9 protein-coding genes are annotated in these 12,822 nt (G+C 73.9%); all 9 read left to right on the top strand.

Going from position 1 to position 12,822, the window contains the following annotated elements; genetic code table 11:
- From asnB to BOQ63_RS10145, 9 genes are read left to right on the top strand one after another with little or no spacing between them, the layout of a single operon-like run.
- Positions 1-1,935, top strand: a complete 1,935-nt coding sequence (asnB, locus tag BOQ63_RS10185; RefSeq protein ID WP_030283378.1) for an asparagine synthase (glutamine-hydrolyzing) — start codon at positions 1-3, stop codon at positions 1,933-1,935.
- A 17-nt stretch (positions 1,936-1,952) separates the two neighbouring features.
- Positions 1,953-4,136 carry a bi-domain-containing oxidoreductase gene (locus tag BOQ63_RS10180; protein WP_150475793.1) on the top strand — a complete coding sequence of 728 codons (2,184 nt, stop codon included), beginning with the start codon at positions 1,953-1,955 and terminating at the stop codon, positions 4,134-4,136.
- Positions 4,137-4,138: 2 nt separating this feature from the next.
- Positions 4,139-6,085, top strand: coding sequence for an alginate lyase family protein (locus BOQ63_RS10175; protein WP_107488483.1), 1,947 nt, complete (start codon positions 4,139-4,141; stop codon positions 6,083-6,085).
- Positions 6,086-6,097: 12 nt separating this feature from the next.
- Entirely contained in the window at positions 6,098-7,627 is a 1,530-nt protein-coding gene (locus tag BOQ63_RS10170; protein WP_030553510.1) for a right-handed parallel beta-helix repeat-containing protein, read from the top strand.
- Position 7,628: 1 nt separating this feature from the next.
- Positions 7,629-8,885, top strand: coding sequence for a membrane protein (locus BOQ63_RS10165; protein ID WP_030283389.1), 1,257 nt, complete (start codon positions 7,629-7,631; stop codon positions 8,883-8,885).
- 2 nt (positions 8,886-8,887) lie between these two features.
- On the top strand, positions 8,888-10,162 hold the full coding sequence (locus tag BOQ63_RS10160) for a glycosyltransferase (RefSeq protein ID WP_037829370.1): 1,275 nt from the start codon (positions 8,888-8,890) through the stop codon (positions 10,160-10,162).
- The gene (locus BOQ63_RS10155) at positions 10,159-11,394 is read left to right on the top strand and encodes a class I SAM-dependent methyltransferase (RefSeq protein WP_030283394.1); all 1,236 of its coding nucleotides are present in this window, start codon (positions 10,159-10,161) and stop codon (positions 11,392-11,394) included. The genes BOQ63_RS10160 and BOQ63_RS10155 overlap by 4 nt, the downstream gene beginning before the upstream one ends.
- Complete coding sequence (locus tag BOQ63_RS10150; protein ID WP_030283396.1) at positions 11,391-12,176, top strand: sugar phosphate nucleotidyltransferase; 786 nt, start codon at positions 11,391-11,393, stop codon at positions 12,174-12,176. The genes BOQ63_RS10155 and BOQ63_RS10150 overlap by 4 nt, the downstream gene beginning before the upstream one ends.
- Positions 12,173-12,820: a PIG-L deacetylase family protein gene (locus BOQ63_RS10145; RefSeq protein ID WP_072654105.1), complete on the top strand. Its 648-nt coding sequence runs from the start codon at positions 12,173-12,175 to the stop codon at positions 12,818-12,820. Before BOQ63_RS10150 ends, BOQ63_RS10145 begins: the two co-directional genes overlap by 4 nt.
- Positions 12,821-12,822 lie beyond the last annotated feature (2 nt).

The raw sequence follows: 12,822 nt of genomic DNA, 5'->3' as shown, positions 1-12,822 counted from the left end.
ATGTGCGGCATCGCGGGCACGTACCGATGGCCGGACGGGAAGGCCGTGACCGACCTGCTCACCGACACCCTCGCCCACCGGGGCCCGGACGGGTCGGGCCGGTACAGCCACCCCCTCGGTGACGGCGAGGTGCACCTCGGGCACCGCCGACTGGCCGTCATCGACCTGTCCGGGACCGGCGCCCAGCCGATGGTCTCGGACGGCCTGGTCCTGACGTACAACGGCGAGCTGTACAACGCTCCCGAGCTGCGCGCCGAACTGGCGGCCGCCGGGGTGCGCTTCCGCGGCACCTCCGACACCGAGGTGCTGCTGGAGGCCTGGCGGCGCTGGGGCACGGACTGCCTGCCCCGACTGCGCGGCATGTTCGCGTTCGGGATCTTCGACGAGCGCACCGGCGAGCTGGTCCTCGCCCGCGACCAGCTGGGCATCAAGCCGCTCTTCCTGGTCCGGCGCGGCGGGGGCCTGGTGTTCGCCTCGGAGCTCAAGGCGCTGGCCGCCGCCACCGGCGGATCCCTGGAGGTGGACCCGGCGGCGCTGGTGGCCTCCCTGCTGTACTACTGGGTGCCGGACTCGCGCTGCGCGTTCCGCGAGGCGGAGAAGCTGCCGCCGGGCAGCTGGCTGCGCTGCCGGCCAGACGGCCGGGTGGAACGCGGCCGGTACTGGCACCTGCGGGAAGTCGCCGCGGAGGGCCGGGAACGGGCCAGGGCCGGCGAGCTGCCGGACCTCGCCGCCGTCGTCGAGGAGTCGACGAGGCGTCACCTGCTCGCCGACGTCCCGGTGGCGACCTTCCTCTCCGGCGGGCTGGACTCCAGCTACCTGACCGCGCTGGCCGCCCGCGACCACCCCGGGATCTCCGCCTACACCATCGGCTTCCGCGCCGAGGACGCCAGGTTCGAGGCGATGCCGGACGACCTGCGCTACGCCCGGCGGGTGGCCGAGCGGTTCGGCGTCGACCTGCACGAGATCGAGATCGCCCCGGACGTGCTCGACCTGCTGCCGCGGATGACGTACCACCTGGACGAGCCGATCGGCGACCCGGCCGCGATCAACACCTTCCTGATCTGCTCGGCCGCCCGGGAGGCCGGGGTCAAGGTGCTGCTCTCCGGCATGGGGGCCGACGAGCTGTTCGCCGGCTACCGCAAGCACCTGGCCAACCGGCTCGCGCTGCGCTACCAGCGCATCCCGCGCCCGCTGCGGCGCGGCCTGGCCGCCGCCGTGGACCGGCTGCCGGTCGCCACCGCCAACCGGGGGTTCCGCTCGGTGCGGTTCGCCAAGCGCTTCCTCTCCTTCGCCGACCTGCCGGAGGAGACCGCGTTCCGGCGCAGCTACACCATGTACGACCGGGAGGAACTGCTCGCCCTGGTGAATCCGGACCTGGCCGGGGCGGTCGAGGACGTGCTGACCGAGCACGCGGACGTCTACCGGGACAACGAGCTCGACGACTTCGTCAACCGCATGTGCCTGGGCGACGCCCGGATGTTCCTGCCGGGCCTGAACCTCGCCTACACGGACCGCTCCAGCATGGCCGCCTCCACCGAGGTGCGGGTGCCGTACGTGGACGTCGAGGTGGTCAGGGCGGCGTTCACCGTCCCCGGCGACCGCAAGATCGTCGGACGGCAGGGCAAGGCCGTGCTCAAGGAGGCGGCCAGCTCGGTCCTGCCCCGGGAGATCGTGTACCGGCCCAAGGGCCTGTTCAGCGCCCCGCTGCGGGCCTGGATGAGCCGGGACCTGGCACCGCTGGTGCGCGAGGTGATCCACGACGGCGAGCTGGTGCGGTCCGGGTTGCTGCGCCGCGACGCGCTGGCGCGGCTGGCCGCCGAGGACGCCGCCGGGCAGCGGGACTTCTCCAAGCACCTGTGGCACGTGCTGACGCTCGAGTACTGGTACCGCGGCGCGACCTCCGGCTCCGGCCGGGGCGCCGGGCCGACGGCTTAGGAACAAGGGGACTTCCGGTGAAACAGGTTGTGCAGAACTACAAGAGCGGCGAACTGTCGGTGCTCGACGTGCCGGTGCCGGGGTGCAAGCCGGGCGGGGTGCTGGTGCGCAGCGCCTTCTCGCTGATCTCCACCGGGACCGAGCTGATGAAGGTGTCCGAGGCCGGCATGTCGATGCTGGGCAAGGCCCGCTCCCGGCCGGACCAGGTGGCCAAGGTCGTGCAGAGCGTGGCCGTCAACGGGCTGCCCGCCACGTACCGCAAGGTGATGGGCAAGCTGGACTCCTACACGCCGCTGGGCTACTCGCTGTGCGGGGTGGTCGAACAGGTCGGCGCCGGGATCGACGACGTGAAGGTCGGCGACCTGGTGGCCTGCGCGGGCAACGAGCACGCGCTGCACGCCGAGGTGAACTGGGTGCCGAGGAACCTCTACGTCCCGGTGCCGGACGGCCTCGCGCCGCGGCACGCGGCCTTCGGCACCGTCGGGTCGATCGCGCTGCAGGGCGTGCGCCAGGGCGAGCCGCAGCTGGGCGAGGTGGCGCTGGTCATCGGCCTCGGCCTGATCGGGCAGCTGGTGGTGCAGCTCCTCGCCGCCGCGGGGGTGCGGGTCGTCGGGGCCGACCCCGACCCGGTGCGCTGCGAACTCGCCGAGCGGCTGGGCGCCGTGGCCTGCGGCGACCCGGGCTCCGCGGCCGTGGAGAACGCCGTCGCCGAGCTGACCGGCGGCCACGGCGTGGACCAGGTGTACCTGGCGGCCGGCGGCGGCAGCAACCAGCCCGTCGAGCTGGCCGCCCGGCTCGCCCGGGACCGCGGCCGGGTCGTCGACATCGGCAAGTGCCGACTGGACCTGCCGTGGAACGCGTACTACGAGAAGGAGCTCGACGTCCGCTTCTCCCGCTCCTACGGCCCCGGGCGCTACGACCCGGAGTACGAGCTCGACGGGCGGGACTACCCGATCGGCTACGTGCGCTGGACCGAGCGCCGCAACCTGGCCTGCTTCCTCGACCTCGCCGCCCGCGGCCGGGTCGACGTGGAACCGCTGATCTCCCGCATCGCCGACTTCGAGGACGCCGTCGAGACCTACCGGCAGCTGAAGGACGGCGAGTTGAAGGCCGTCGCCGTGCTGTTCCGTTACCCCGGGGAGGCGGGGGCGGGGGAGGCACAGGCTCCGGCGGTTGCGGTGCCGGCGGTGCGCCGCGGCACGGCGGCCGCCCCGGCCCGGCCCTCCAGGTCGCCCGTGCGGCTGGCCTTCGTCGGCGCGGGGAACTACGCGACCTCGATGCTGCTGCCGCACCTGGCCCGGCGCGAGGGCGTCGAACTGTCCGCCGTCGTCACCACGACGGCGCTGTCCGCCGCCAACGCCCAGCGGAAGTTCGGCTTCGCCCGGGCGACCACCGACCTCGACGCCGTGCTCGGGGACGCGTCCGTCGACGCGGTGTTCGTGGTCACCCGGCACAGCTCGCACGCCGAACTGACCCGCAGGGCGCTGCTGGCCGGCAAGACGGTGTTCGTGGAGAAGCCGCTGGCCCTCACCGAGGACGAACTGGCCGGTGTGCTGGCGGCGGTGGAGGAGTCCGGCAACGACCGGTTGCAGGTCGGCTTCAACCGCCGGTTCGCGCCGCTGCTGCGGGAGGCCAAGGCCCGCTTCGGCGCCCGCACCGGCCCGGCGAGCCTGCGCTACCTGGTCAACGCGGGCCGGCTGCAGCCCGGCAGCTGGTACCTCCAACAGGGCACCGAGGGTTCGCGGTTCGCCGGTGAGGGCGGGCACTTCGTCGACACCGCGAGCTGGCTGCTGGGGGCCGACCCGGTCTCGGTGTACGCGGTCGCCCCGTCCGGCAACGAGGACCTCCAGATCGTGCTGCGCTACCCGGACGGCTCCACCGCCACCCTCAGCTACGTCACGGCCGGCGCGCCCGGCTTCCCCAAGGAGACGCTGGACCTGGTCGCGGACGGCAAGGTGCTGAAGCTCGACGACTTCGTCCGCGCGTCCGTCTACGGGAGCAAGCGGTGGGTCAGCTCGCGGCTGCCCAAGGCCAGGGACAAGGGACAGTCCGCCGAACTGGCCTCCTTCGTCAGGGCCGTGCGGACCGGTGGGCCGATGCCGGTGCCGCTGGAGTCGCTGGTCGCCACCACCGCGGCCACCCTCGCCGTCCAGGCCGCCCTGGTCGGCGGCGCGCCGGTGACCCTGGCGAGGTCGCTGTGACCATGAGCGCGGGCTGGTACCTGCGGCGGCTGTCGCGGATGGGGCCGCAGGAGGTCGGCGGCCGGGTCGGCGACGCGGTGCGCCGGCGGCGGTGGCGGTCCTCGGTGCCGCCGCACGGCCCGGGCGCGCCCGGTGCCCGGTTCACCGCCGTGCTGCCCGCCGGGGCGCTCGCCGCAGTGCCGCCGGAGGCCGCCAAGCGCCTGCTCGCCGAGGCGGACCGGCTGATGGACGGGCACGCCGAGTTCTTCGGGGTGGAGCGCGACGACCTGGTCGCCCCGGACTGGTGGCGCGACCCGAGGACCGGGCGCCGCGCCCCGGCCGGCTACGCCTTCGACGTGCCGTACCGCGACGAGGACGCGGTCGGGGACGTCAAGCAGATCTGGGAGCCCTCCCGGCACCAGTACCTGACCGTGCTCGCCGCCGCCCACGCGCTCACCGGCGACGATCGCTACGCCGAGCGGGTGGCCGAGCACCTGCGGTCCTGGTGGGCGGCCAACCCGCCGCTGCGCGGCGTGCACTGGATCAGCGGCATCGAGCTGGGCATCCGGCTGCTGTCCTGGGTGTGGATCCGCCGGCTGCTCGACGGCTGGCCGGGCGCCGCCGCCCTGTTCGAGCGCAACCCGGTGGCGCTGGACCAGATCTGGCACCACCAGCGCTGGCTGGCCGCCTTCCCCAGCCGGGGGTCCTCGGCGAACAACCACGTCATCGCCGAGGCCGCCGGGCAGTTCGCCGCGGCCTGCGCCTTCGGGTGGTTCCCCTCCTCGGCGCGCTGGCGCTCCGGCGCGCTGCGCTCCCTGGAGCGGCACCTGCGCGCCAACACCTTCCTGTCCGGCCTCAACCGCGAGCTGGCCACCGAGTACCACGGACTCGTCCTGGAACTCGGCCTGGCCGCGCTGGCCGAGGCGGACGCCGCCGCCGTGCCCGTCCCCGCGACCGTCCGGGTGGTGCTGCTGCGGATGACCGACGCCCTCGCGGCCGTCGTGGACGACCGGCTGCGGCCGCCGCGCCAGGGGGACGCCGACGACGGGCACGGACTGGTCCTGGACGGCGCGGGCACCGACCGCTGGGCCTCGCTGCTGGCCACCGGGGACGCCGTGTTCGGCCGACTCGCCTGGTGGCCGGAGACGGCGGGCGCCGATGCGCGCACCCCGCTGCTGGCCGCGCTGATCCGCCCGTACGGGCGGGACACGGCCGTGTCCCGCCCGGCGGGCCGCCCGGTCCACTTCCCCGACGCGGGGATGACGATCCTGCGCGGGCCGGGGGAGATCTGGTGCCGCTGCGACGGCGGTCCGCACGGCTACCTGTCCATCGCCGCGCACGCCCACGCCGACGCGCTGTCCCTGGAGGTCCGGCACGACGGCGTCGACGTGCTCGCGGACCCGGGGACGTACTGCTACCACGGGCAGCCCGAATGGCGGCGCTACTTCCGCTCGACCCGGGGCCACAACACCCTGGAGGTGGACGGCGAGGACCAGTCCCTCTCCGGCGGGCCGTTCCTGTGGACCCGGCACGCCCGCACCCGCGTCCTGGTCGCGGACACCTCCGACCCGGGGGTGGCCCGCTGGTGCGCCGAACACGACGGCTACCGGCCCTCGGTGCACCGCCGCCGGGTGAAACTGACCGCCGCGAGCCGGGAGCTGCGGGTGGTCGACGAACTGCGCGGCCCGCGCCGGGCCGTGCGCCTGGCGTTCCACCTGGGCCCGGAGGTCACCGCGGACCTGACGGGCCACCGGGCCGTACTGACCTGGACCCGGGACGGCGAGGACCGCTCCGCCGTGCTCGACCTGCCCGGGCAGCTCTCCTGGCAGGCGCACCGCGGCGAGACGGACCCGCCACTGGGCTGGTACTCCGCCGGCTTCGGACGCAGGGAACCCGCCACCACGCTGGTCGGCACCGGCTTCGCCGACGGCACGCAGGGGTTCACCACCGTCCTCGGGTTCCGGGGCTAGGGGGCGGCGAGCGTGGGGATCACGAGGCGGCACGGTGGGGCGTGGGCGGCGGCGCCGCTGACGCTCGCCCTGCTGACGGCCACGGGCTGCACGAGCGGCTCGGACGCCCCGCCGGAGCCGACCGCCGCGCCGACCGGGTCGGCGGCCGTCGCCCGGGTGTGCGCCGGCCCCGGGGCCGGTCCGGCGGACCCGCCGGCCGGCGCGGTCACGGTCGACCCCGCCGTGGTCGGCGACCTCGCGGCGAAGACCAGGAACAGCCCCCCGCACACCACCTTCTGGCTCCGGCCGGGGACCCACACGCTCGATGCGGACCGGTACGCCCAGGTCGTCCCCAAGGAGGGGGACAGCTACCTCGGCGCGCCGGGCGCGGTGCTCGACGGCCGGAGGACCAACGAGTACGCGTTCAGCGGCGCCGCCACCGACGTCAGCGTCCGGTACCTCACCGTGCAGGGCTTCGTCGCGCCGCAGAACGAGGGCGTGGTCAACCACGACTCGGCCGACGGATGGGTGATCGAGCACACCACGATCCAGGGCAACTCCGGAGCCGGGCTGATGGCCGGGGCCCACCAGCGGGTCCGGGCCAACTGCCTGCGCGGCAACGGCCAGTACGGCATCAACGCGTACAAGTCCGGTGCCCCCGTCAGCGACCTGCTGGTCGAGGGCAACGAGATCACCGGCAACGACACCGACCAGTGGGAGCGGCGGCAGCCGGGCTGCGGCTGCACCGGCGGCGTCAAGTTCTGGGCCGTCAACGGCGCCGACGTGCGCGGCAACTGGGTGCACGACAACCGCGGCCCGGGGCTGTGGGCGGACACCAACAACAACGACTTCCGCATCGAGGACAACGTGCTGGAGGCCAACGACGGTGCCGCGCTGATCTACGAGACCAGCTACAACGCGGTCGTCCGCGGCAACACGATCCGGCGCAACGACTGGGTCGAGGGCCGCAACGCCGCCGACCGCGGCGACAACTTCCCGTACGCGACCGTCTACCTGTCCGAGTCCGGCGGCGAACCGCGGATCCCGGCCCGCACGGACCGGATCGAGGTCTCCCGGAACGTGCTGGAGGACAACTGGTCCGGGATCACCCTGTGGGAGAACGCCGACCGGTTCTGCAACAGTCCGGCCAACACCTCCTCCGGCGACTGCACCCTGCTGGTGAAGAGGACCGACAGCTGCTCCCAGCCGACGATCGCCACCCCGCCGCTCTACGGCGACTGCCGGTGGAAGACCCAGCGGGTGGACATCCACGACAACCGCTTCGAACTGGACCCCTCCGTGGTCGGCTGCACGGTCAAGTGCGGCCGGATGGCCGTGCTGGCCAACTACGGCACCTACCCGGACTGGTCGCCGTACAAGGGCGAACCGGTGGCCGAGGCGATCACCGGCGGGCAGCAGAACCGCTGGCACGACAACACCTACCTCGGGCCGTGGAGCTTCGTCGCCCACGACCCCAGCCGCACGCTCGACTTCGGGCAGTGGCAGGGCCGGCCGTACCAGCAGGACGCGGGCAGCACCCTCCGGCCACGGGCGGGTGGTTGAGATGGGCCGGGAACCGACCCGCCGAGGGCCGGCCGCCGAGGACACCGGCCGGGTGCGCCCCGGCCCCGCGCCGCACCCGGCCGCCCCGCCCAGGACCGTCGAGGTGATCTGGGGGCTGCTCATCCTCAACACCCTGGGCTCCGCCGGGGCGGTGACCGTCATCCCGCTGCCCCGCTCCCTCATCCAGATGGCCACCATGGGCGCGCTGGTCTCCGCGTTCACGCTGGCGCTCGTCCTCAACCTGCGGCTGCGCATCCGGGCCAGCGCCTACCTGTGCCTGCTGACCCTGCTGCTGGTGCTGAGCGTGGTCTCCAGCGCCCACCTGGAGTCCGGGTTCGGCGCGCTGTTCCGCTGCTTCCGGCTGGCGCTCTTCGTCGGCACGCTGTGGCTGCTCAGCCGCTGGTGGGACGGCGGACCGGCGTTCGTCCGGTACCACGTCCGGATGTACTTCGCGGTGCTGGTCTCGGTGGCCGCCGGCCTGGTCGTCTCCCCGGGCGCGGCGATGCCCGAGCTCTACGGCGGACGGCTGGTCGGTGCGCTGTGGCCGCTCACCCCGCCGCAGATCGGCCAGTACGCCGCGGTGATCGTCGGGCTGACCGTGCTGCTCCTGCTGGGCCGCCGGACCACCGGGTCCAGCGCGGCGGCGATCATCGTGCCCTCACTCGTCCTGCTCGCACTGACCCACACCCGGACGGCCACCCTCGGCCTGATCCTCGGACTGGCGCTGGCGATCGGCTCGCTCGTCCTGACCAGCGCCGCCGCCCGCAGGTTCTTCGGCTGGGCGGTGCTGTGCGCCACCGCGGCCGCCGTCGGGTTGAGCTCCCTGCTGGAGGCGTGGTTCCTGCGCGGCCAGAGCCAGGAGAACTTCTCCAACCTCACCGGCCGGGCCAAGGTCTGGGACGCCCTGCTGGCGGCGCCCCGCACCACCCTGGAGCAGCTGTTCGGCACCGGCCTGGGCGACAAGTCCTTCGGCGGGCTGCCGATCGACAACAGCTGGCTGGCCGTCTACAACGAACAGGGCCTGACCGGCACGGCCATCGTGGCGGCGGTCTTCCTCGCACTGGGCGGCGTCGCACTGCTGCGGCCGCCGTCGCTGTCCAGGGCCTGCGCGGTCTTCCTGATCAGCTACTGCGCCATCGCCTCGTACACCGAGGCCGGGCTCGGCGACGCCTCGCCGTACCTGCTGCACCTGACCGTGGCCGCCTCGCTGCTGGCGGCCCCCGCCGCTCCCCTCCCGACGCCCGAAGAGGTGACCTGACCATGCACGTCCTCGTGGTGCACAACCGCTACGGCTCGGCGCAGCCGAGCGGGGAGAACAAGGTCGTCGACCAGGAGGTGGCGCTGCTGCGCGGGGCCGGCCACCGGGTCGAGGTGTTCGAGCGGCGCAGCGACGACATCGCCGCCCGCTCCCTGCCGGGCAGGGCCGCGGTGCCGCTGCTGGTGCCGTGGAACCCGGCGGTGCGCGCCGAACTCGCCGGCCGGCTGCGGGCCGGGCGGCCGGACGTGGTGCACGTCCACAACGTCTTCCCGCTGCTGTCGCCCGCGGTGCTGGCCGCCTGCGCCGACGCCGGGGTGCCCGCCGTCGCCACCCTGCACAACTACACCCAGATCTGCCCGCCGGGCACGCTCCAGCGGGACGGCCGGCCGTGCACCGAATGCGTCGGGGGCTCGCCGCTGCCCGCCGTCCGGCACGGCTGCTACCGCGGCTCCCGGCTGGCGACGGTGCCGCTCGCGGTCAGCCTCGCGGTCAACCGGCGGCGCTGGTGGTCCGGGGTGGAGCGGTTCTTCTGCATCTCCGCGGCGCAGCGCGACGTCCTCGTGCGGGCCGGCCTGCCGCCCGAACGGCTGGCGGTCAAGCACAACTTCGTGCCGGAGCCGGGCGTCGGCCGCACCGGTGCCGGAGAGCACCTGCTCTACCTCGGCCGGCTCGCGGAGGCCAAGGGCGTGCGGCTGCTGATGGCCGCCTGGGACCGGCTCGCCGCGGACGGCGGGGTGGGCGTGCCGCTGGTGGTCGCCGGCGCGGGGCCGCTGGAGCGGGAGGTGGCCGCCTGGGCGGCGGGCCGGGACGACGTCCGGTACGCGGGGCTGTACGACCAGGCCCGGTGCCGGGAGGCCGTCGCGCGGTCGGTCGCCGTACTGGCGCCCTCGACCTGGCTGGAGGCGTTCGGCCTGGTGGTCGTGGAGGCGATGGCGGCCGGGGTGCCGGTCGTCGCCGCCGGTCACGGCGCCTTCGTCGAACTGGTCGAGGACGGGGTGACCGGGCTGCTGCACCGGCCGGGCGAGGCGGCCTCGCTGGCCTCCGGCATCCGCCGGATCGCGGCCGAGCCGGACCGCAACCGGGAGATGGGCCGGGCCGCCCGGCGCCGTTACGAGCAGGGGTTTGGTCCGGCCGTCGGGCTGGAGCGCCTGCTGGAGGGGTACCGCACCGCGATCGCGGGTCGGTCCGGCGGCGCGGACGGCGCGCCGCCGGTAGGGAACACGAACGCTGGCCCGCCGCGGGGAACCCGCGCGGGCGGGAATGGGGGCACTACATGACACGATGCCGACTCTGCGGTTCGGCGGCGCTGGCCAGCGTCGTCGACCTGGGGGCGACCCCGCCGTGCGAGAGCTTCCTCGCCGCCGACGAACTCGACCGGCCGGAACCGGCGTACCCGCTGCACCTGCGGGTCTGCACCGACTGCTGGCTCGCGCAGCTCCCCCCGCTGATCACGCCGGAGGAGACCTTCACCCAGTACGCGTACTTCTCCTCCTACTCGACCTCCTGGGTGGAGCACGCCCGCAGCTTCGTCGACGGCGCCGTCCGGCGCCTCGGCCTGGGCCCCGACGCCTTCGTGGTCGAGGTCGCCAGCAACGACGGCTACCTGCTCCGGCACGTGGTGGACCGGGGCATCCGCTGCCTGGGCATCGAGCCGTCGGTGAACGTCGGCGCCGCGGCGCGGGAGGCGGGCGTGCCCACGCTCACCGAGTTCCTCTCCCCGGACACCGGCGCGGCCGTCCGCGCCGAGCACGGCCCGGCGGACCTGGTCGTGGCCAACAACGTGTACGCCCACATCCCCGACGTGGTCGGGTTCACCCGCGGGCTGCGCGCCCTGGTGGCCGACGACGGCTGGGTCTCGATCGAGGTGCAGCACCTGCTGACCCTGATCGAGGAGAACCAGTACGACACCATCTACCACGAGCACTTCCAGTACTACACGGTCGCCTCCGCGGCCCGGGCGCTGGCGAGCGGCGGACTCACCCTGGTGGACGTCGAGTTGCTGCCCACCCACGGCGGCTCCGTCCGGCTGTGGGCCCGCCCGGCCGAGGCGGCCGGCGAGCCGGGCCGGCGGGTGGCCGAGGTGCTGGACCGGGAGAAGGCCGCCGGACTCCAGGAGCTGTCCGGGTACACCGAGTTCTCCGCCCGGGTGGCCAAGGTGCGCCGGGACCTCCTGCGGTTCCTCATCGACGCGGCCGAGCGCGGCGAGACGGTCGTCGGCTACGGCGCCCCGGGCAAGGGCAACACCCTGCTCAACCACTGCGGCATCCGGCCCGACCTGCTCCCGTACACCGTCGACCGCAACCCCTACAAGCACGGCCGGTTCACCCCCGGCACCCGCATCCCGGTCCTGGCACCCGAGCAGATCGCCGTCGACCGGCCGGACTACGTCCTGGTCCTCCCCTGGAACCTGCGGGCCGAGCTGGTCGAGCAGTTGTCCTTCGTCCACGAGTGGGGCGGCCGACTGGTCTTCCCCGTCCCGGAACTGAGCATCGTGGAGGCCAAGCGGTGAAGGTCGTCCTGTTCTGCGGCGGTTACGGGCTGCGCATGCGCAGCGGAACCTCCGACGACGTGCCCAAGCCGATGGCGATGGTCGGCCCGCGGCCGCTGATCTGGCACGTGATGCGCTACTACGCGTACTACGGTCACACCGAGTTCATCCTCTGCCTCGGCTACGGGGCCCACCACATCAAGGACTTCTTCCTCAACTACGAGGAGACGACCTCCAACGACTTCGTGCTGCGGGGCGGCAGGACCGAGCTGCTGTCCACCGACATCGCCTCCTGGACCATCACCTTCGCCCAGACCGGCATCGAGTCGCCGATCGGCGAGCGGCTGCGCCGGGTGCGCCACCACCTGGACGGCGACGAGATGTTCCTCGCCAACTACGCCGACGTGCTCACCGACGCCCCGCTGCCGGAGATGATCGACCGCTTCGCCGAGCGGGACGCCGGCGCCTCGATGATGGTGGTGCCGCCGCAGTCCTCCTTCCACTGCGTGGACCTCGGCGAGGACGGCCTGGTCGGGGGCATCACCGCGGTCAGCGACATGCCGCTGTGGGAGAACGGCGGGTACTTCGTGCTCCGCCAGGAGGTCTTCGACCACATTCCGGAGAACGGCGACCTGGTCGCCGACGGCTGCACCCAACTCGCCAAACGCGGAAGGCTGGTGGCGCACCGGCACCGCGGCTTCTGGAAGCCGACCGACACCGTGAAGGAGCGGGCCGCCCTGGACGCCGCCTACGCGCACGGCGACCGCCCGTGGGCGGTCTGGGAGCGGGAGGGCGCGGCGTGATCCGCCTCGGGGCCGGGCCCCTGAACGGCATCGCCGCGGTCGGGGCGCACTGCGACGACATCGCCATCGGCGCCGGCGGCACCCTGCTGACGGTGTGTCACGCGAACCCGGGCCTGCGGGTCGACGCCCTGGTGCTCTCCGGCGGCGGCAGCGAGCGGGAGCAGGAGGAGCGGGCCGCGCTCGCCGCCTTCTGCCCGGGCGCCGACCTGCGCCTGACCGTGCTCAAGCTGCCCGACGGCCGGCTGCCCGCCCACTGGGACGAGGCCAAGGCCGCGGTGGAGGAGCTGCGGGCGCGGTGCGAGCCGGACGTAGTGCTCGCCCCGCGCACCGACGACGCGCACCAGGACCACTGCGGACTGGCCGAGCTGATGCCCACCGCCTTCCGCGACCACCTGGTGCTCGGCTACGAGATCGTCAAGTGGGACGCCGACCTCGGCCGTCCCACGGCCTACCAGCCGCTGTCCACCGAGACCGCCGAACTGAAGGCGCGGCTGCTGCAGGAGCACTACGCCTCGCAGCGCCACCGCCCCTGGTACGACCGGGAGGCCTTCCTCGGACTGGCGCGGATCCGCGGCATCGAATGCCACGCGCGCTACGCCGAGGCGTTCGCCGCCACCAAACTGACACTCGACCTGGAGGGCTGACC

Source organism: Streptomyces viridifaciens, from assembly GCF_001888885.2.
GTDB classification, from domain to species: Bacteria; Actinomycetota; Actinomycetes; order Streptomycetales; family Streptomycetaceae; genus Kitasatospora; species Kitasatospora aureofaciens.
Note: the sequence above shows the minus strand (reverse complement) of the source record. Positions and strands in the feature narration are given on the sequence as shown.